This is a genomic window from Microbulbifer maximicatervae (SeqCode) (assembly GCF_052467615.1).
Window position 1 is genome coordinate 271728 of record NZ_CP174319.1, and the last position, 20449, is coordinate 292176.

Genomic DNA, 20449 nt, shown 5'->3' on the forward strand with positions numbered 1-20449 from the left:
AATTTATGGGGATTTTGCATAATTTTAAACTAAAGTGTGATGTTAATTTGATCGCTGATAAATTTTCCTAATGATGTTATTGGGAATTATTTCCTTATCTGGGTGGCTTCTGTAGCATAACTTGTTGTACATCTAATTTTTATTGTTTTTCCATGGCAGCCAGAGACAGATTTGCAACCCTCCATTGGGACGATTCAAAAGCTGAATATGCCCATCATGCGCATCAATGATTTCTCTACATAGAGCTAATCCCAAACCCACGCCTTGCTCTTTTGTTGAGAAGAAAGGGAGTAGTGCCTGCTCAAGTACTTTCTCACTCATCCCGCAGCCTCGGTCGGAGAGTACTAGCTTTTGCCCAAAACTGTCTGTACTAACTTCAAGTTCAATATCTTTGCTATCGCTTCCAGCTTCTCGTGAATTCTTAATTAGATTTAGTAGGGCTTGCTCTATTTGGACGGGGTCAAAGTAACCGGGTTCGTCTGGCAGGCTTCCCTTTAGGGAGAAGGCTTGAATTGGCATTATGCGATTGACTAGCTCCTGCCAGCTAATAGTCTCACAGCTTGGAGCGGGCAGTTTGGCAAAAGAGGCGTATCCCTGAGTGAACTCTGTCAGATGCTTGCAGCGGTCTGCGATAATATCGAAAACCTTTTCCAAAGCCTGCTCTTTGCCAGGCTTTGTTACCAACATTTTTCCAGAGTGTGCGAGCGATGAAATTGGAGCTAGAGAGTTATTCAGTTCATGGCTGATTAAGCGGATAACTTTTTTCCAAACTTCTACCTCCGCACGGGTCAGCTCACGAGTCATTTCGCGTAAAACGATTAGTCGATGTTTTTGTGTGTTTAAAACAAAAGAGCTGTTTCCGATATGCATGGAGTGGGGGCCATTGATATCGGTATAATTAAAAATTCCATTCTTCCAACTATTAATGGCGCTGGCTATTTCATTGGGGCTCTTGGATAAAAGCTTCGGTAAAAGTAGTCCTTGTATTGGTCTTCCATTGTTAAGAAGTTGCTTGGCACTACTGTTTGAATAAATAATGCGATCGTTTTGATCCACTAGTAGAAGAGCTTGGGGTGATGTTTGGATAACTGTATCCAAGAGGAGTTCCCGTTGATAAATATGGGCACGTTCCTTACGCAAGTGTTCCCCAATCTCGTTATAGAGAATTGTTATTTGCCGGAGTTCACTATCCTTGGGGTGTACGAGGGAGATTGAGAAGTCGCCGTCACGAAAATTTAGCAGGCCATTTTGTAGTGATTTTAGGGTGCTAGTTAGGGGGGCAAGTATAAGGCGAATCAGTACAATTAATAACGGCAATGAAATGATGAGTCCCGCTGACCAGGCGAGTGATGGGTTAAAGCCAGCCCGAATGCCGAGCCAGGATATGGTAACACCAGCGACTAAGGGAATGGCCGCTGTTGCAATAAGGCGGCCTTCAAGTGAAAAATATTTCGACATCAATAGGGTATACCGTGTTTTTCCAGGCGGCGGTATAGCGCTTGGCGGCTCATACCGAGTTCTCGTGCAGCCTGGGCAATAATTCCATTGCAGTTGGATAGTGTCTCTTGTAGCAGCTCACGACTGGGCTCGAAACTCACTTCCACTTTATCGGATGGTGTTTGCTCAGGAAGTGCCAGGACGGCTTCATCGATGGTATCCTCCTGACTAAGGACGGCCGCTCGCTGCATAACATTTTGAAGTTCTCGCACATTGCCGGGCCAATGATAGCGAGTAAGGGCGTTTAACGCTTGAGGAGATAGCTTTTTTGAGTTGCCACTTTCTGCGAGGAAGCTCATCGCGAGGGGAGGGATGTCTTCAGGGCGCTCATGCAGTGGTGGGAGGCGCAGTTCTATAACATTGAGTCGATAAAATAAATCCTGGCGAAACTTGCCTTCCTCGATAGCCTTGTGGAGATCTCTATTGGTAGCACTGATTACCCGAACTTTGGTTTTGCGGGTTTGGCTGCTGCCTAAACGTTGGAATTCCCCGGTTTGTAGTACACGCAGTAGTTTCACCTGACCGCTGGGTGATAGCTCGCCAATTTCATCGAGGAACAGGGTGCCGCCATCGGCGGCCTCAAACCTGCCCTCCCGTGCCCGATTGCTGGCGCCGGTATAGGCTCCAGGTTCGGCTCCGAACAGCTCTGCTTCCATCAGATCTTCCGGCAGTGCACCCACATTAACTTTAATAAAAGGCCCTTCTTTAGATGAAGAGTTCGCCTGGACAATCTCAGCAATCTTCTCTTTGCCGGCCCCATTTGGCCCTGTGATCAGGATGGGAACTTCAGATTTCGCTACTTGAGTGGCCATCTCCAACAGCTTTTGCATTTTATCGCTGCGGTAAATTATGTCTTGTAGTAGAAAGTCCTCCCGTAATTGGCTGCGAGCATTCAAAGCTTGTTGCTGGGATGCCTGCTGGCGCTTTTGTAGTTCTCCCAGTTCCAATAAATTGTTAATTGTGGATATTAGTTTATTGTCATCCCAGGGCTTACCCAGGTAATCAGCAGCACCAGCTCTGACTAACTCGACGGCCATTTCCAGCTGAGTCCAAGCTGTCAGCAGGATAATCGGAAGGTCCGGATTTATTTCCCGAATCGCGAAGAACAGTTCTTTGCCTTCTTCTCCAGAAGTTGTGTCAGCGGTGAAATTCATATCCTGGATAACCAGGCTGACATCGCTGTTCTCTCGTAGTAGCTGTAAGCCGGCTTGAGGAGTAATCGCACAAAGTGGCTGCAAGTCATGCAGAGACAACAGGATCTCCAGGGCGGAAACGATACTGCTGTTGTCGTCAATAATAAGTACTTTGTCCATAGTTTCTAAGACACGCTATTAAGGCGCCTATTATGCAATGTGTTGATGGCGAGGGGGAATGCTTGTGGCAGGTTTTCCCTGCCACAAATAGATTAGGGAGAGTTAGTGGACGATGTGTTGCTCAGCAGGTTTATGGTCGAAGCTGAGTACCCTCGCGAGCTGCCACTTTCCATCTACCTGTTTCCAGAGGTGAGTAAACTGTGAACTTTCCCGTAAGATCTCAGATTTGTCGTCATTGATGCCATAAAATCGATGGGTGCCTGACTGAATAGCACCGTAATGGTTAACAGGGTAGATTTTAGTGCTCTCGATTACCAGTTCACGACGTGCACGAATACCACTTCCATTTTCACGCTGTTTACACATATTGGTAATGGCCTTGACAAACTCTTCTCCAGACTTTGCTGTTTGACCCCACTTGTCATGGTACATTTCAAAGTCATCGGTCACCAGGTTTTGTGCTTCTCTTAGATCACAATTATTGAATAATGCATCAAATAAGCGTTGGTCGGCTCTAGTAATTTGTTGTACTAGTTCTTCAGTTACTAGTGGACCAGCAATAACCGGATGTTTTTCAGCTTGTAAGTTTGGGCTAATGAAGGTTAGCCCCACAAAAAATAAAGAAGATATTTTTTTAAACAAGATCAATGTCCCTATTGTTTTTTTGCTGGGGGGTATGTCGACCGAATGTGGCAGATAAACCATGAAAATGAATGAGGAAAACTTTTACCTTATCTTGGGGGCGAGCAATTAGCTCACCCCCTAAAGGTTGTTGTTTAAATACTTCGGGTGGCTGTCGCCGGCGATATATTGGCTGCTCGTAGTGCTGGGGCAAGTGCAGCTACAAGGCTGACTAAGAGAACCAGTAGCGCACAAATAACTAGAGGTACAATTGTTAAAGTAGGCTGTGAGTAATCGCGAACCATATATTGATTGGCAATCAGTGCCGCTGCACTGCCAACTGCGATACCCAGACTCGCTATCATTCCGTTTTCAATAAGGAAATATCGGCTGATATTAGTACGGGTGGCCCCTAATGCACGTCTAACACCAATTTGCTTGGCCCTTTGGTTAATCCAAAAAATGGTTAGACCTACAATGCCAAGGGCTACAATAAAGCTCAGCATAGCTGCAACGATAGAGAGTACTTTAACCATCATATTGTCGATAGCATAGCTGCGTTTGACATACTTAGAGAGTGGCTCAACAGAGATTACTCGCTGAGGGTCTCGCTCGGAAAGCTTGTCAGCTAACACCTTCATTACCTCATCGCGTTTACCCGGCTCTGTACGTACTATATATTTTGCATAACGCCTATTTTTTATTTCTGGGTAAAACATCACATTACCAGCTTTGGACCATCCAACCCATGCTCCCAGATGCCGTTCTACAACTCCGACTATTTCCATCGGTTCAGAGCTACCACCGGAGAAAATTGGCCGTCCTATAGGATCCTGATTGGGGTAGAATTTATCGGCAAGTTGCTGGGTGATAATGACAACAGGTTTTTTTGTAGCCTCGTGAGAGTTGCTGGCCTGCATATCGGCCTCGGTAAAGTTACGACCTGCGACTAACTTTAAATTGAGGGTGTTAATAAAGTGTGGATCAACTTGATAGTAGTTGGCTCCTTCTCCGCCGATTTCCTGATTGGCTTTATTGTGATATACCGAAGACGATCCTGATTGCGATAGAGGGATTTGTTGAGTGATCGAGGCATCGACAACATTTGGAAGTTGACGGAGAATCCCTAAATCGGCTCGTACCGCCCCAATTGTGTCGTAGTCTTTTGGTATTGCCATGAACCCAATAGTAATAATGTTGTCGACATCGATTCCTGTGGGCCGGTTTATCTTTTCTACTCTATCTTGGATTATTATTGCTGTGTTGCTGATAATTGCCAGGGTTAAGCCAAGCTGAAGGGCAATCAGCAGTGCAGAAACTTTGTTGCGCCAGAGGGCGGACAGCATCGGTTTTAATTCAAGCATGGTCAGGCCTTACTGGGTTTTCAGGTAGATAGAAGGGTTGGTTTGACTGATCTTCAATGCTGGATAGAAACCTGCCAATAGGCTTGCGACAATAGCCAGGCCAATAGCCGCAACCATCATGACCCAATCCATAGTTGGAAGTGTGTCGATTTGGCCCATGGCCAGGTAGCGAATGCCGCTAAGGCCGAGTATGGCGAGAAAAATACCTGCTACTCCGCCGATGATTCCTATGGTTGCGCTTTCAATTAAGTGCTGGGTGAAAATCGCACTTCTACTTGCTCCCAAGGCGCGACGCACACCAGCTTCTGGTGCTTTGCGTAGAAATTTTGCCAACAATAATGCAACGGCATTGATAATACATACCAGGAGAAACGCCAAAGAAACCCACCCAAGAATGCGGTTGTCATCGCTGAGTACCTCATTGAGAACCAACCACTCAGATGGCTTACTCAAGGCAAACTTTAGTGGTCGCTCGAAACGTCCTTGAGCTTTCTCTTGCTGAATATAAGCACGAAGAAAATTTTCGTAATGTGCTTTTTGTTCGCTAGTTGTAAGTTCAACCCAGTATTGAACCCAGAGATATTCACTCTGTAGAAACTCTTCATATCCCTGCGGATCGGCATTGTCCCAGCCATTGGTGTTGCCCCAGCTGTGAATTTCCAATTTGCGGTGTAAGCCAAAGGGTATGAATAACTCTTCTACTGTATCAAACGGGCTGTTGTTGACATCATATACCTTTGGTGAGGGCTCCCAAGTGTCGATAACGCCCACTACCGTATAGGGTTCGTCGTTGAGTTTTATTGTCTTTCCAACGCTATTTTGACCAGAGAAAAGCTTGTCATTTGTCGGCTTGGAAAGCACAACTACTTGAGTAGGAGAGCTATCAGCAGACTTTTCCCAAGTGCCACCATAAATAAAGGGCACATCGAACAAAGCGAAAAAGTCTCGGGTAGTTACCCGGGTATGTGATTCAAAAGGTCTAATAGCAGAATTTTCAATCTCAACGGTAAAACCGTAGCGATGCATGGCAACTTGGCGGGTGGGAATATCTGAGCGCAATAACGCTTCGGCGTCCCGATAGGTCAGCTGCCAGGGTATTTCATTCTTACTTTTGTAAGCTTTATTAACATCCCAACTGTCTAGCTGTACGGCAAAGAGAACGTCGTCTTTGTGCTTTAAAGCATTCTGGGACATAGTGTAGTTCAGGGTCAGCACCGTCATAGAGGCGCCGACACCGACTGCAATAGCGGCAACCATTAAGCTGCTTAAAATCGGGGTTCCGCGCAAACTTCGTAGGGCCAGGGAAATATAGTATCCAAACATGGTGCAGTCTCCTTAAGCAGTAACGGCAGCAGGCTGCTCGGGGACCGCACGTAAATCGCAAACCTGTCCATCTACAATCTGGATGTTGCGGTGGGCACGGCGTGCGAGTTCTGGATCGTGGGTAACCATTACGATGGTGGTTCCCCACTCGTTAATAAACTCCAGTAGCTCCATTACCTGGCGGGCCATTAAGGAGTCGAGGTTACCGGTGGGCTCATCCGCAAGTAGAAAACGGGGTTCGCCAGCTAAAGCGCGGGCGATAGCGATACGTTGCTGCTGTCCACCGGAGAGCTGTGCCGGCAGGTGTTTAGCGCGTGCAGAAAGGCCTACCTGCTCGAGCACTTTTTCAATACGCTTGCGACGTTCTTTTGCATTGAAACCACGATAGCGCAGGGGAACGTCGATATTGTCGAATAAAGTTAGGTCGGGAATCAGGTTAAACCCCTGGAAAATAAAGCCTATTTTTTCGTTGCGCAGATGTGAGCGCTGGCGGTCATTGAGATTACTAACATTCTCACCGTCGAGCAGGTACTCTCCACTGGTGGGCGTTTCCAGTAGGCCGGCGATGTTGAGAAAGGTGGTTTTACCGGAGCCACTGGGGCCGGTCACAGAAACAAACTCACCCTCTTTAACTTCAAGGCTGAAATCGCGCAGCGCATGAGTTTCGATAGTATCGGTACGGAAACTTTTACGGATATTGTTCATTTTCAACATTGCGATATTCCCTTTTTCTTAAACTTTAAATTATTGATTGATTTACTAAAGAGCTTTACTGAGCTCCAATTTGAATTTGGGGTTAATCTGTCAGCGCAATTAGCTGGGCATTTTCGAGTTCCTCGGAAGAGGAGATAATGATTCTGTCTCCCTCTTGTAGACCTGAGATAATCTCTACCTGTTTTAAGCCAAAGGCGCCTATCTGGATGGAAACTCGCTCTGCCTGTTGTTCGCTGTTCAAACGAAAGGCATGGTTGCCACCGCTTTGATCGAGGAAGCCACCGCGTTTGACCAGTAGCACGTTATTGCGGTTTTCCAGCAGTATGCGGGCGGTGAGGCGGAGATTTTGTCGAAGCTTTTTCGGCTGCCCCTCAGTGAAACGAACCCGTGCGACCACCTGGCCGTTTATAACCTCGGGGGAGATTGCAGTAATTTCCCCTGGTAGCTCTTTTCCACCGAGTTTGATTACCACGGCCATGCTGATACCCAGGTCGTCGGCATAGTTTTCCGGCACTTTGGCCTCGAGTTCAAAACTGGTGAGATCGACAACTGTAATAAGTGGCGCATTGGCGCCCACGGCGCTGCGCTGTGCCACAGCTAAGCTACCGATGGTGCCGTTGACCGGTGAGATAATGTTCAGCTCGCGCACTCGGCGCTCAGTTTCTTCTACCTGAAGGCGTTGTTGTGAGACCTGGAGTTCCAGGTTCTGGGTTTCAAAGGTCAGTGATTCTTTTTCCAGTCCCGCATTTTGTACGGCTTGTTCGTACTCCAGCTGGGCGCGGGCCATATCGTCCTTGGTTTTTTCAAAATCCAGCCGCGAGATAATTTGCTTTTCCATCGACAACTCTGCTCGCCTCAATTCTCGTTTGGCAGCGGTGAGGTTGACTTTGGCCAGGTCGGCCTTTTGCTGGTTTTCCATATGCTGGCGTTTGGCCTGGATTTTTTGGCGCTGCAGGTTCACCGTCAGCTGGTTGAGTTGAGCGTTTTCCTGGGCCAGCTGATTGGATAGTTCCGGGCTGTCGACGGTGGCCAACAACTGCCCTTCGTCAACGGTATCCCCAGCTTTCACTGCAAACTTCACAATGCCCTGGGCAGGGCTGAAAAGTGTGGGGCTGTTTGCGGCGATCACTTGGCCCTGAACCACCAGATCCCGCACCAGGTCTCCTCGCTGGACCTGGGCGATATTGACTTGAGACAGTGAGAGGGTGCTGTCGACAGAGCTATTGCTGTGCCAGGAGTTGATACCCCAGGTCAGGAATGCCACTGTCAAACCGGCAAATACCGAGGCTTTGACGACCTTTTTGTTCTTCCAAACCGGCACGGCTTCTATCTTGGTATCTTGTCCGGAAGTATCTCTAATCATTGCGGCTTTCCGTTTCTCTTGCTGTTTTGCCTGTCATTGCTATTTGGATGCAGGCTTTTGGAAATTTGGATTCAGAGCTAAGAATCTGCTTGTTAGGAGGGGTATCGCAATAAGCATGCCAACAGTTAAATTTTATTTAACCTGTTGATATAAAAAGACTTTTTTAGTTTTTTGTGTTTTTTTGTTTTCTTAATGGTGTCCGCAAAAAGTGTCCGGTGTCCGCCTTGTCCGCGGTCGGACAGCTGTGGACAGTTCTGATATTTATCAGGGGAAAAGTGGGGAGAGGGAGGCTGCGCCATGCGGGGTTACTGCCGTTTATGTTAGAGTGCGCGGCCTTTTTTTGATCAATCTCAATTTAATTAGCTGTCTCCTATGTTTCCTTCGCTGCTCTCATCGACCAAAGCCGACTGGTTCGGCAACATACGTCGGGATGTTCTCGCCGGCCTGGTAGTGGCCCTGGCTTTGATACCCGAAGCCATCGCTTTCTCGATCATTGCGGGCGTTGACCCCAGGGTCGGGCTCTACGCCTCTTTCTGTATCGCTGTTGTGATTGCATTTGTCGGTGGTCGCCCGGGAATGATCTCCGCTGCCACCGGGGCCATGGCTCTGCTGATGGTGACTCTGGTGAAAGAACACGGGTTGCAGTATCTGCTTGCGGCAACCTTATTGACTGGGGTACTGCAGATTATTGCGGGTTACCTGAAGCTGGGGAGCTTAATGAGTTTTGTCTCCCGGGCTGTGGTGACAGGGTTCGTCAATGCCCTGGCAATATTGATATTCCTGGCGCAAATGCCGGAATTGATCGGCGGCACCTGGGAAGTCTATGCAATGACTGCGGCGGGTCTGGGGATTATTTACCTGTTCCCTTATATCCCCGTGATTGGCAAGGCTGTGCCATCACCGCTGGTGTGTATTCTGCTCCTCACCGCAGTGGCAGTGACGATGGGATTGGATATTCGCACTGTCGGCGATATGGGTGAGCTGCCGGATACTTTGCCTGTTTTCCTCTGGCCAGAAGTTCCGCTTAACTTTGAAACCTTACAGATTATCTTTCCCTACTCCGCAGGTCTGGCCGTCGTGGGCTTGCTGGAATCCCTGATGACCGCGACGATTGTCGACGACCTGACGGATACTACCAGTGACAAGAACCGCGAGTGTAAAGGTCAGGGTATTGCCAATATTGCTGCGGGTACCCTGGGTGGTATGGCTGGCTGTGCGATGATCGGCCAGTCTGTTATTAATGTGAAATCCGGTGGCCGCGGCCGTCTTTCCACTCTGGTGGCCGGTATCGGTCTGCTGACACTGGTAGTGTTTATCAGTGACTGGGTTGCTGTGATCCCCATGGCGGCGCTGGTGGCAGTCATGATTATGGTCTCTATCGGCACCTTTGACTGGGGCTCCATCCGCAACCTGAAGCACTACCCACTCTCTACAAATTTGGTCATGCTGGCCACTGTGGTTGTGGTAGTGTGGACTCACAACCTGGCCTATGGTGTATTTGTCGGTGTGCTGTTGGCATCGCTGTTCTTTGCCAACAAAGTCAGTCACTTTATGTATGTGAGCAGCTCCCTGGATGAAAAGCAGAGTCGCCGCACTTACAAGGTCATTGGGCAGGTATTTTTCAATTCAGCCGATAAGTTTACCGCTTCATTTGATTTCAAAGAGGTGGTGGATACGGTGGTGATCGACCTCAACCGCGCGCATTTCTGGGATGTTTCCGGGGTTAATGCGCTAGACAAGGTGGTGCTTAAGTTCCGCCGCGAGGGAGCACAAGTTGAGCTGGTAGGACTGAATGAGGCCAGTGAAACGATCGTCGACCGTTTTGGCGTACACGATAAGCCCGAGGAAATTGAGCGGGTTCTTGGAGGACATTGATGGCCGTAAGCAACAGCGAAAATAACAATGAGAACACAGGTAATGGCGGCAAAGCGCCATTGATACTCTCTTGTATCGATGGCTCTCATTACACTGGAGCGGTGTGTGATTACTCGGCCTGGCTGGCCAGGAGCCTGCAAGCACCGCTGAAGCTGTTGCACAACATCGAAAGAAGCAGTGTCCCTGCGGTAACCGATTTTACCGGCAGTATTGGCCTGGGAAGTCAGGAGGAGTTGCTGGAAGAGTTAACTGCGCTGGAGCAGCAGCGGGCGCAGTTAATGGTGCAGCAGGGCAAGCTGATGCTACAGGCCGCCCGCAGCCGCGCCGAAGATGCCGGTGTGCAAAATATCAAAGCCTGCCAGCGTCACGACAGCCTGACAGAATCAGTGGTGGAAATGGAAGACTCCATTCGCGCGCTGGTGTTGGGAATTCGCGGTGAAGAGCACGGGGATTCTGAGCGTGGACTTGGCGCTCACCTGGAGACAGTAGTGCGCTCACTGCACAAGCCGATTTTGGTGGTCAATCGGGACTTCACAGAGCCCAGCAGGGTGATGCTTGCCTACGATGGCAGTGAGGCCTCGTGCAAGGCATTGGCGATGGTTGCAGAGAGCCCATTATTTCGCGAACTCTCCTGTCACCTTGTCTATGTAGGGCCCGCTGAAACTGCGGAGAATTTGTTGGCTGAAGCCTCGGCCAAACTGGATTCTGCAGGACTCACTTGCACTGCCAGTAATCTCACCGGCAATACCGTTGAAGCTTTGGTGGCCTACCAAACCGAGCACCAGATTGACCTAACCGTGATGGGAGCTTTCAGTCACAACCGCCTGCACGACCTTCTGATGGGAAGCATCACCGTTAAAATGTTGTTGAAAGCCCGCCAGCCTCTGTTGCTGTTGCGGTAGAAGCCCCTTCGCTTCCCACTTAAAGTGCCAGTGCCGCTTCCCGGGGGCTGGCAAACCAGCGTAGGGGTTCTGCCTCATCGGGTAGTCTTAAATCGTAGAAATGGGCTTCGCGAGCAACTTTGCGAAGCTCTTTTTCTCCCATCATTAAATAGCTCTTAAGATCTAAGTTGCAACGGTTTTCCTGCTCTTGTTGCGTGTCTTTATCAGTAAATGTCAGCTGAGAAATATCAAGCGATGTCCTCATTTTCTTATCCTGATATCTCCATACGCCGGTGAGCGGGTCAAAACGGTAAAACGGCAACAATCTCCAGCCGTAGTTGGCGACCAGGGCCACTGCCTCCAATAAGTATTCGAAGACCTCCTCGCTGATAAAATAGTTAAAATTGAGTCTTATCCAACCGGGTCTCAGTACCTTCTGACCTTGCAGGATTTGTTCTTCCAGGGATTTACTGTGGGCCATATCGATGCCCAATAAAGCGTGTCCATAGGGACCGGCACAGGAGCAGCCTCCGCGAACCTGAATACCAAACAGGTCATTGAGCAATGCCACCACAAAACCGTAGTGAAGGTCCTTATTGTTCCATTTAATTCGCAGGGAGATGATGGATAGTCGTGCGGAGTCAGTATTGCCGAGTATCTCAATGGCCTCCTCCTCCGACCAGCGTTGCAGTGCCCGCTGTAAAAATTGGGTTTCGCGTCGACCAATCTCTTTTGCGCCCACCGTCTGTTGAAGTTTGAAAACCATACCGGCCCTGATCGACTCGATAATGGCTGGAGTGCCGCCCTCTTCACTGCGCTCGGCGTCTTCCAGATAGCGGTGATCCTCCGGTGTGACATAAAGGACGGTACCGCCTCCCGGTGTAGCAGGTACCGAGTTTTTCAGCAGGTCTTCGTGTACAACCAGAATACCTGGAGTGCCGGGTCCTCCGATGAATTTGTGCGGGGAGATAAATACGGCATCCTTTTGGTAGTGGCTATCCGGCGTTGCTGGCCCTTGCATATTAATTTGCACATAGGGTGCTGCGGCGGCGTAGTCCCAAAATGATAAAGCTCCATGTTTTTTAAGGAGTGCAGTCACTGCCTCTACATCTGTTTTGATTCCGGTTACGTTAGAGGCCGCAGAAAAACTGCCGATTTTAAATGGTCTATGGGCATGGGCGCGCAGTTCTGATTCCAGTACTTCAAGGTCAAGTTTGCCTCTTTTATCCAGTGGAATAGCGATTAAATCGGCAATGCTCTCTCGCCAGGGGAGTTCATTGGAATGGTGCTCGTATGGGCCGATAAATATTACCGGGCGATCATGTTCGGGAATTCTACTTAAGAGCTGGTGTTGCCTATCCAGGTCTGCGGGCAGGCGCAAGTTGAGAATATCGATCAATTTGTTGATCGCGGCTGTTGCACCAGAACCACAAAAAATCACTTTATGGTTATCACTGGCGTTGACTGCCTGACGAATTTCTTCACGGGCCTGCTCCCGTAGCGCGGTGGTATGGGCACCGGTATAGGAGCTCTCGCTGTGGGTATTGGCATAGAAGGGCAGTACCTGCTGGCGGATAGTCTCTTCGATAAATGTCAGCGCACGACCGGAAGCTGTGTAGTCGGCGTACACCAGAGGACGTTTTCCAAACGGCGTTACGATTGCTTGCATATCGCCGATTACTGAGTCGCGGATGTGCTTTATCAGGTCTGTCATGATTTCCTTTCCCCTGTTTTGTGGGGCTCACTTTAGTCCCGAATGCTTGAAACAATGTCTCTACTTGTATCCTTTATTGTGTGATTTATGAATGATTGTGCCGATAATAAGATTTAAATCGTAAAACTGTGCCATAAAGCGTTATTTTTGTGTGATTGGGCGAGGCGGGGACTGAGTGATGACTGAAGGATTAAGCAAATTGGATAGGGCAATACTCGAGCTGTTGCAGGCTGATGCGACCCTGTCAGTGGGGGAAATTGCCGAGCGGGTTGGGATGTCCAAGTCGGCATGTTGGCGCCGCATTCACCGTCTTGAGAATGAGGGGGTGATTTGCGACAGGGTTACCCTCCTCGATCAGCAAAAACTGAACTTGCCGCTGACGGTCTATATTTCAATTCGTACCAACCAGCATAATGATCAGTGGGCCGCCCGTTTTAGCGAATTGATACAGGGGGTGGCTGAAATTCTTGAGGTCCATCGTATGAGTGGAGATTTGGACTATCTGATCAAAGCGGTAGTCACCGATATGCCTGGCTACGATCGTCTCTACAAGGAACTAATCAAGGCCGACCTGTTTGATGTCAGCTCCAGTTTTGTGATGGAGACGATGAAGCAGACAACCCGTTTACCGCTAAATCATGCATTGTCGAAATAGGGGTGGATTCTAGCCGCGTCGATTACTCCACCAGTGGCGCAATCGGGTTTCTCCCAGGGCGCTGTCACCCGGGGGGGCCTTAAGGCTGTTGCGAATCTCACTCCAGGCGTTGGAGTTCAACCACAGGTTCAGGGCGAGTACCACCAGCATGGTGGTGATAGAGCCGAGCCCCGCCAGCAGCATGTCTTTCTGCGCGTCCCAGATATCTCCCTGGGAGCCGAGGAAGGCTGCGCCCAATTCTGGAGAGACAGCTTTTGCCGCTTGCCACTCAATGATTTCGTAGATTGATGAGAGCGCAAAAGTCACGTCTACCGGGAAGAAATAGGCCCAGAATCCACGCAGCTGAGCCAGGCGCACAAGAATCTCTCGCACCGGATAGGCCAGGAGAAGGCCAAAGCTGAAATGCACCAGGCGGTCGTACATATTGCGATCGGAGCCCAGCCATTCCTGCAAGGTGTAGCCAAAAGGCGTTTCGGCATAGGTGTAGTGAGAGCCGATCACATGAAGGCACATGAAGATGGTGATCAATGTATAGGAGATATTTGATAAGGGAAAACTCCGTGCACTGATCAAAATGATCGGTAGAGCGGCAAATACCAGATAGTTCTCAAGCAACCAGTCATCGGGGTGCAGGGGGTTCCAGGCAGACCAGGCCCAGGTAATGGCAAATGTGGTCAATAAGAACAGGTGGAACCAGTGTTGGCGAAGGAAAGTCTGCATATGTTTGGCGCCTCTACGTCGGGCTAGAGATTGGCGCCAGGATACACCATTGGAGGGGAATAGGAATTGCGTTGAATTACGGTCCGCTAATGCAATGCCGCGCGGTGTGGGAGTGCGGCAGTAATCGCGGCTTCCTCGTCGAGTAATTCAGATAGCCTCGCTTCCACTTTTTCGCGGGGAAAGTACTCCAGGGCGAGTTCGACAAATAGTTCGTGGTGGCGAGCTTCACTATCGGTGATGACCTGGTAGAAGGTTTTCAGGGGGCCAGCTGGCAGTGCCTCAGCCACCAGTCCAAAGCGCTCGCACCCCCGCGCTTCGATGATCGCTGCGGTGAGCAGGCGGTCCATCAAGTATTCATCTGGCCCCCGGCGAATCAGTTGGCGCAGGGCGTTGATATACGGATCTTTCTCATCCGGTGCCTGGTAGATCCCTCGATCATGCATAATCTTAATAACCTGGCGGAAGTGGTTCATTTCTTCCAGTGCCAGGTTGATCATGGCTTCCACTAAAACGGGCTTGTCGGGATAGTGGGAGAACATGGATACCGCCATGCCGGAGGCCTTTTTCTCTGCGGCAGCATGGTCCTGCAGGAATCGATCAAAGTCGGCGAGCACCACTTGAGCCCAGGGTTTGGGGGTGTGAAATCGCAGTTCAAACATAGTCGATGGCGGTTAGTGCAAAGCGTCAGTATACCGCCACCGTTTCACTGCTCTAGAGCGTTATTGCTCCGGGGTAGAGTCAGCTGGCAATTCTGCGTTCGCGAACCTCCCGCTCTTGTTGAGTAACAATTCGGGCCTGTTCCAGAGACATGCCGGCCTTTGCGTGAGGGGTGGGCTTGCCATTTGCGTCCAGCGCGACAAAAACAATTTGGTCCACTTGCACAATCAGCTGCTGCGACTGTTTGTTGCGAACCTCGCAGTGGACTGTGAGCGAGGTTTGGCCGATACCAACCACTTCGAATCCAAACTCCACCACATCACCGCAGCCAGCGGAGCTGACGAAGTCAATTTCCGACATCAGTTTGGTGACCAGCATTGGAGTACCCATCTGGCAGCCGGCAAAGATTGCTGCTTCCTCATCAATCCAGGACAGTAGCTGTCCGCCAAACAGGCGCTGGGCAGGATTGAGGTCTCCGGGTTTCACACAGTGTCGCGAATAGTATTTCACTCTGACCTTCCTAACTTACTACAGGTTTAACAACGCTCGAGCTATCCCTGGCTTGCTGTATGACAGCGAAAAGCTTCCTTCACTGGTGAGACTGCATACAGCGTGCCAAGCCAGAAAAAGCGCGGTTGATGAGTTTTCCTGTGGAAATATGTCAATTAGCCCTTTTGTGGCACCGGCTTGGCGCGACATTAATCACTGTAGCCCCTTTTATGTGCAGGAAAGTCAGGAAATATCGATTTCCTGTTTGGGTTTTGAACAGGATGTGGCGCTTTGGCCGGGATAGTAGATATTTTGGACGTCATCTATCGATTGTGGGAAATACCGCTATGGGACTCCTCGGCGACAGAGATTAGAATGGCCCACGAACCTGACCCAGGCGTCGCACTCACGACCTTGGGTTGATAGTTCTCCGGAGCGCCACCAGCGTATCTGTAATCAGGTAACAACGATTCCCAAAAGACGAAGGGAGAGACTGTAAGGATGATCATCCAGCCGAAAGTACGCGGTTTTATTTGTACCAATGCCCACCCGCAGGGCTGCGCTGCTAACGTACGCGAGCAGATTGAGTATATTCAGTCCCAGCCAGCGGTCGAAAATGGGCCCAAAAAGGTGCTGGTGATAGGTGCCTCCACAGGCTACGGCCTGGCATCACGAATTACAGCTGCTTTTGGTTGCGGCGCAAGCACCCTTGGTGTGTTTTTCGAGAAGCCGCCTACTGAAAAGCGCACGGCTTCTGCGGGTTATTACAATTCCGCAGCTTTTGAGCAGGAGGCCCACAAAGCGGGGCTTTACGCAAAGAGTATCAATGGCGATGCCTTTTCAGATGAGGTGAAAGCCCAGACTGTAGATATGATCAAAGAAGACCTCGGTCAGGTTGATCTCGTGGTTTACAGCTTGGCATCCCCGCGTCGCACAGATCCGAAAAGCGGTGAGCTGTATAGCTCTGTACTCAAGCCCATTAACAAATCTTACACTGCCAAGAATCTGAACACTGACAAGCTGGAGATCTCCGATATTACTTTGGAGCCGGCGAGCGACGAAGAGATCGCAAATACCGTCAAGGTTATGGGTGGTGAAGACTGGGAACTGTGGATGCAGGCCCTCGGTGATGCCGGGGTATTGGCTGATAACTGCAAGACTGTGGCTTATACCTATATCGGTGAAAAGTTGACCTGGCCGATTTATGGTCACGCGACTATCGGTAAAGCTAAAGAAGATCTTGATCGCGCGGCAAAAGCGATCACCGATAACGGTAAGGCTGCGGCTAACGTTGCCGTTTTGAAGGCGCTGGTGACCCAATCCAGCTCTGCTATTCCGGTGATGCCACTCTATATCTCTCTTGCGTACAAAATCATGAAAGAAGAGGGGACTCATGAGGGCTGTATCGAACAGCTATACCGCCTCTACACTGAGGGGCTCTATACCGATACTCCACGTCTCGATGATGTGAACCGTTTACGTATGGACGAGAAAGAGCTGCGCCCTGAGACCCAGGCGAAGATCGAAAAGTTGTGGCCAGAGGTAACTGCTGAGAACCTGTTCGACTTGACTGACTTCAAGGGCTATCAGGCGGATTTCCTCAAGCTGTTTGGATTTGGTGTTGATGGTATTGATTACGATGCCGACACCTCACCCATTGTAGATACCAAATTTGGCTGATTTTATGCGGGACTCCATTTGGGAGTCCCGTTTCCCCTTCCGTAACGCACTCCTACAACTCTTCCTAGCAAAGCTGCATAATCCGGTTTTTCGGTTTATGGGGGCTTTTCAATGGAGTATCGCCAACTCGGCACCACCAACCTTAAGGTAAGCCAGATTTGCCTGGGCACCATGACTTATGGTGAACAAAATAATGAAGCTGAATCCGCTGAGCAACTCGACTATGCAATATCTCAAGGGGTTAACTTCATTGATTGCGCGGAAATGTATCCCGTACCGCCACGGCCAGAAACCCAGGGCCGAACCGAGGAATATATCGGCAACTGGTTGGCTGCGCGAGGAGGCAGGCACCAGGTTGTTGTCGCAACTAAAGTGGCGGGCCGCAGTGCCGCCAATTCAGGTGTTGGCCATATTCGCTCGGGTCCCCGTCTGAACCGAGAGCAGATTTTGCAGGCCTGTGACGATTCCTTAAAACGTTTGCGCACTGACTACATTGACCTCTACCAGGTCCACTGGCCTGAAAGGCAAACTAATTTCTTCGGGCGCCTGGACTATACCCACGGCAGCGACGATGGTGTGTCTATAGCTGAAACATTGGGCGCACTCGAGGAGTTGGTTGAGCAGGGCAAGGTTCGTCATATCGGTGTTTCCAATGAGACCCCCTGGGGTATGTTTGAGTACCTGCAGCAGTCGATTGCCTACGGGAAGCCAAGGATTGTATCGATTCAAAACCCCTACAGTCTTTTAAACAGGGCTTTTGAAGTTGGCTGCGCTGAAATTGCTATTCGCGAGAGATGTGGCCTATTGGCGTACTCCCCCCTCGCATTTGGGGTTCTTTCGGGTAAGTATCTGGGGGGAAGGAAGCCTGAGGGTGCGCGACTTACCCGCTATGATCGCTTTCAGCGCTACGCCGGAGAGCGAACCCTGGCTGCGACCCAGGCCTATGTGGATTTGGCCCGGGAGTTTGGTCTGGACCCTGCGCAGATGGCACTGGCATTCGTGAATCAGCAGCCATTTGTCACTTCAAATATCATTGGCGCCACAACTATCGAGCAATTGCGTTCCAATATTTCCAGCGTTGAAATTACCCTGGATGGTGAGCAATTAGCGGCTATCGAAGCTATACACCAGGGGAATCCCAACCCGGCGCCCTAAAAGGGCAGAGTCTGAATTCTATTGATGAAAGCCTGTGATGCCTCTGAAAGCCCCGCAGGAATAATGCGGGATGAATCAGGGGCTGCCCAACTATAATTGGGGTAGTCGCCATGAAAATATGGCTGCCAGAATAGATAGCGGTAATCGTTATGGAAACTACTGGACATCACACACTGAAGGACCTGTTTTCCCAGTTGGGGCTGGCGTCTGAAGATGCACAGATCCATGAATTTCTGGTCACGCACTATTTGCACCGTCACGAGAAGCTTTCCTCCGCCTCCTTTTGGAGCGATGGGCAACGAGAGTTCCTGGAGAATGCTATCTTGGATGATTCGGATTGGTGTGTCGCAGTGGATGAGTTGGACACCCTGTTAAGGCACTGACCTCCTGTGGTTGTTACTCAGTCCCCGCTCTCCTCGCATAGGGTATACTACGTCGTTTTCAACCGACTTAGGTTGCGCCTCGGCGCCACACCCTGATATAGATCTGATGGAAAAACCCCGATTTCGCGCGGCATTGCTGCATCCTCGCTACTGGCTGACCTGGCTGCTTTTTGCACTATGGTTTTTGATCGCGCAACTGCCCTATCGCTGGCAGTTGGCCATGGGCCGTGCGTTTGGCCGCCTAATGCTAAGAGTAGCTACCAGTCGACGCACGATTGCTGAACGCAATCTTGCGCTGTGCTTCCCCGAGCTGGGGGAAGGTGAGCGAGCTGAACTTCTTAGGCGTAATTTTGAGTCCAGTGGAATCGCCTTGATGGAAACCGGCATGGCCTGGTTTCGCTCTGCCGTATGGTTACGAAAACGCTTTACCTTTGAAGGGCTGGAAGCCCTGCAGGCCATCCAGGCCCAAGGCCAGGGCGTTCTCCTGATGGCTATGCATTTCACTACCCTGGAAATCGGCGCCGCCATGATGGGGATGAGCATTACTCTCGATGGCATGTATCGGCCGCACAAAAATCCGGTTTATGACTACATGCAGCGCAAAGGGCGAGAGCGCCATACTGAGAATGGCAGTGTTTATCAGCGTAAAGATGTGCGCGGGGTATTGCGAGCCCTGCAGCGCGGGCGTGCGGTCTGGTATGCTCCGGATCAGGATTATGGGATTAAGCAGGGGATCTTTGCTCCTTTCTTCGATGTTCCGGCGGCGACTGTTACGGGAACCTCACGGTTCGCCAGGGTCGGCAAGGCCAAAGTGGTGCCCTATGTGGTGACACGACTGGATGATGGCTCAGGTTACCGTTTGAAGATTTACGATCCTATTGATCAGATCCCTTCGGGAGATGAGCTGCAAGATGCCATTTTGGTGAACCAGTTTATCGAAGCGCGTATTCGCGAGGCCCCAGAACAATACATGTGGGTGCATCGCCGTTTTAAGACCCGTCCTGAAGGGGCAGAAAATGTGTATCACGGGGTACGCAAAAAGAAAAAGAAACGCAAAAGAGTGGCGAGCTAGTCGCACTGGCGCAGATACCCTGGCCTAAGTAACATACTGAACTGACTCTGGCGGTGGTATTCCGGGTGGAGTGCAAAAAATAAGGAGTGAGGATGTTAACCGGTAGTATGGTGGCCCTGGCCACCCCAATGTACGCAGACGGAAGCCCGGATTGGGACAGTCTGCACAACCTCGTTGAGTGGCATATCGAGCAGGGGACCCGAGCACTGGTTGCTGTGGGGACTACCGGTGAATCTGCAACCTTGGACTTCAATGAGCATATTGAGGTTATTCGACGTGTTGTGGACCAAGTGGCAGGTCGAGTGCCAGTGATTGCTGGAACTGGCGCAAACTCTACTTCTGAAGCGATTGACCTTACAGAGAATGCCGCCCGATGTGGTGCAGATGCCTGCCTACTGGTTACACCTTATTACAATAAGCCCACCCAAGAAGGCCTCTACCAGCACTATCGTGCGGTGGCCAAAGCTGTCTCCATTCCCCAAATTCTCTACAATGTTCCCGGCCGCACAGCAGTAGATATGCTGCCAGAAACGGTACAGCGCCTGGCGTTGGTCGGCAATATCGTAGGCATTAAGGAGGCCACTGGTGACCTGGAGCGGGCTAAGGTTTTAATAGATACTCTGCCCGAAGGGTTTGCCGTTTACTCTGGCGACGATAGTACCGCGGTTGAACTAATGTTACTGGGTGGTCATGGAAATATTAGTGTAACCGCTAATGTGGCCCCCGCAGCAGTGGCCCAAATGTGTGAAGCGGCGCTGGCCGGTGATGTGGTGACTGCACGGACAATTGACCAGCGAATACAAATATTGCACAAAGTGCTGTTTTTGGAGTCCAACCCGATACCGGTGAAATGGGCTCTCCGGGAGATGGGTCGTGTCGACGGTGGAATACGCCTGCCTCTGACAAGTTTATCCCCTGAGCACCACGGAACAGTGCGCGAAGCTCTGCGCAGTGCCGGTGTACTCTAAACCCG

The 20449-nt window shown here is 50.3% G+C and carries 19 protein-coding genes; 8 read left to right on the forward strand and 11 right to left on the reverse strand.

Annotation, left to right across the window (positions count from 1 at the left end):
- Nucleotides 1-132: 132 nt before the first annotated feature.
- From ACJJIM_RS01245 to ACJJIM_RS01275, 7 genes are all read right to left on the reverse strand, one after another.
- The gene (locus tag ACJJIM_RS01245) at nt 133-1458 is read right to left on the reverse strand and encodes a sensor histidine kinase (protein WP_444912149.1); all 1326 of its coding nucleotides are present in this window, start codon (nt 1456-1458) and stop codon (nt 133-135) included.
- Nucleotides 1458-2810: a sigma-54-dependent transcriptional regulator gene (locus ACJJIM_RS01250; RefSeq protein WP_413664442.1), complete on the reverse strand. Its 1353-nt coding sequence runs from the start codon at nt 2808-2810 to the stop codon at nt 1458-1460. The genes ACJJIM_RS01245 and ACJJIM_RS01250 overlap by 1 nt, the downstream gene beginning before the upstream one ends.
- A gap of 102 nt (nt 2811-2912) precedes the next feature.
- Nucleotides 2913-3452, reverse strand: coding sequence for a nuclear transport factor 2 family protein (locus ACJJIM_RS01255; RefSeq protein ID WP_413664443.1), 540 nt, complete (start codon nt 3450-3452; stop codon nt 2913-2915).
- Between the two features lie 134 nt (nt 3453-3586).
- Nucleotides 3587-4795 carry an ABC transporter permease gene (locus tag ACJJIM_RS01260; protein ID WP_444912150.1) on the reverse strand — a complete coding sequence of 403 codons (1209 nt, stop codon included), beginning with the start codon at nt 4793-4795 and terminating at the stop codon, nt 3587-3589.
- A gap of 9 nt (nt 4796-4804) precedes the next feature.
- Nucleotides 4805-6118 carry an ABC transporter permease gene (locus tag ACJJIM_RS01265; protein ID WP_413664445.1) on the reverse strand — a complete coding sequence of 438 codons (1314 nt, stop codon included), beginning with the start codon at nt 6116-6118 and terminating at the stop codon, nt 4805-4807.
- Nucleotides 6119-6130: 12 nt separating this feature from the next.
- Nucleotides 6131-6832 (reverse strand): ABC transporter ATP-binding protein, encoded by a 702-nt coding sequence (locus tag ACJJIM_RS01270; protein WP_108731860.1) that lies wholly within the window; start codon nt 6830-6832, stop codon nt 6131-6133.
- Nucleotides 6833-6914: 82 nt separating this feature from the next.
- Entirely contained in the window at nt 6915-8195 is a 1281-nt protein-coding gene (locus ACJJIM_RS01275) for an efflux RND transporter periplasmic adaptor subunit (protein WP_444912151.1), read from the reverse strand.
- Nucleotides 8196-8567: 372 nt separating this feature from the next.
- Here ACJJIM_RS01275 and ACJJIM_RS01280 point away from each other — a divergent pair, with 372 nt between their 5' ends.
- Both ACJJIM_RS01280 and ACJJIM_RS01285 read left to right on the forward strand, forming a co-directional pair.
- Nucleotides 8568-10070, forward strand: coding sequence for a SulP family inorganic anion transporter (locus tag ACJJIM_RS01280; RefSeq protein WP_413664447.1), 1503 nt, complete (start codon nt 8568-8570; stop codon nt 10068-10070).
- Nucleotides 10070-10972 (forward strand): universal stress protein, encoded by a 903-nt coding sequence (locus tag ACJJIM_RS01285; protein ID WP_413664448.1) that lies wholly within the window; start codon nt 10070-10072, stop codon nt 10970-10972. Before ACJJIM_RS01280 ends, ACJJIM_RS01285 begins: the two co-directional genes overlap by 1 nt.
- Before the next feature lie 19 nt (nt 10973-10991).
- Here ACJJIM_RS01285 and ACJJIM_RS01290 read toward each other — a convergent pair whose 3' ends face one another.
- A complete protein-coding gene (locus tag ACJJIM_RS01290; protein ID WP_413664449.1) occupies nt 10992-12665 on the reverse strand; it encodes an aminotransferase class V-fold PLP-dependent enzyme in 1674 nt (557 codons plus the stop codon).
- Between the two features lie 178 nt (nt 12666-12843).
- On the opposite strand from ACJJIM_RS01290, the gene ACJJIM_RS01295 reads away from it, so the two are divergent.
- Nucleotides 12844-13320: an Lrp/AsnC family transcriptional regulator gene (locus ACJJIM_RS01295; protein WP_413664450.1), complete on the forward strand. Its 477-nt coding sequence runs from the start codon at nt 12844-12846 to the stop codon at nt 13318-13320.
- 9 nt (nt 13321-13329) lie between these two features.
- On the opposite strand, the gene ACJJIM_RS01300 is transcribed toward ACJJIM_RS01295, so the two are convergent.
- The 3 genes from ACJJIM_RS01300 to ACJJIM_RS01310 all read right to left on the reverse strand — a co-directional run bounded on the left by ACJJIM_RS01300 (nt 13330) and on the right by ACJJIM_RS01310 (nt 15207).
- Nucleotides 13330-14040: a DUF2238 domain-containing protein gene (locus ACJJIM_RS01300; RefSeq protein ID WP_444912152.1), complete on the reverse strand. Its 711-nt coding sequence runs from the start codon at nt 14038-14040 to the stop codon at nt 13330-13332.
- An 86-nt stretch (nt 14041-14126) separates the two neighbouring features.
- The gene (locus tag ACJJIM_RS01305) at nt 14127-14699 is read right to left on the reverse strand and encodes a tRNA-(ms[2]io[6]A)-hydroxylase (protein ID WP_413664452.1); all 573 of its coding nucleotides are present in this window, start codon (nt 14697-14699) and stop codon (nt 14127-14129) included.
- Between the two features lie 79 nt (nt 14700-14778).
- A complete protein-coding gene (locus ACJJIM_RS01310) occupies nt 14779-15207 on the reverse strand; it encodes an acyl-CoA thioesterase (protein WP_413664453.1) in 429 nt (142 codons plus the stop codon).
- A gap of 480 nt (nt 15208-15687) precedes the next feature.
- On the opposite strand from ACJJIM_RS01310, the gene fabV reads away from it, so the two are divergent.
- The 5 genes from fabV to dapA all read left to right on the forward strand — a co-directional run bounded on the left by fabV (nt 15688) and on the right by dapA (nt 20444).
- The gene (fabV, locus tag ACJJIM_RS01315; RefSeq protein ID WP_413664454.1) at nt 15688-16866 is read left to right on the forward strand and encodes an enoyl-ACP reductase FabV; all 1179 of its coding nucleotides are present in this window, start codon (nt 15688-15690) and stop codon (nt 16864-16866) included.
- A gap of 111 nt (nt 16867-16977) precedes the next feature.
- The gene (locus tag ACJJIM_RS01320) at nt 16978-18021 is read left to right on the forward strand and encodes an NADP(H)-dependent aldo-keto reductase (protein WP_444912153.1); all 1044 of its coding nucleotides are present in this window, start codon (nt 16978-16980) and stop codon (nt 18019-18021) included.
- A gap of 149 nt (nt 18022-18170) precedes the next feature.
- Entirely contained in the window at nt 18171-18404 is a 234-nt protein-coding gene (locus ACJJIM_RS01325) for a DUF2789 family protein (protein ID WP_413664456.1), read from the forward strand.
- A 106-nt stretch (nt 18405-18510) separates the two neighbouring features.
- Complete coding sequence (gene lpxL, locus ACJJIM_RS01330) at nt 18511-19476, forward strand: LpxL/LpxP family Kdo(2)-lipid IV(A) lauroyl/palmitoleoyl acyltransferase (protein WP_413664457.1); 966 nt, start codon at nt 18511-18513, stop codon at nt 19474-19476.
- 92 nt (nt 19477-19568) lie between these two features.
- Nucleotides 19569-20444 (forward strand): 4-hydroxy-tetrahydrodipicolinate synthase, encoded by an 876-nt coding sequence (dapA, locus tag ACJJIM_RS01335; RefSeq protein ID WP_444912154.1) that lies wholly within the window; start codon nt 19569-19571, stop codon nt 20442-20444.
- The last annotated feature ends 5 nt before the right edge of the window (nt 20445-20449 follow it).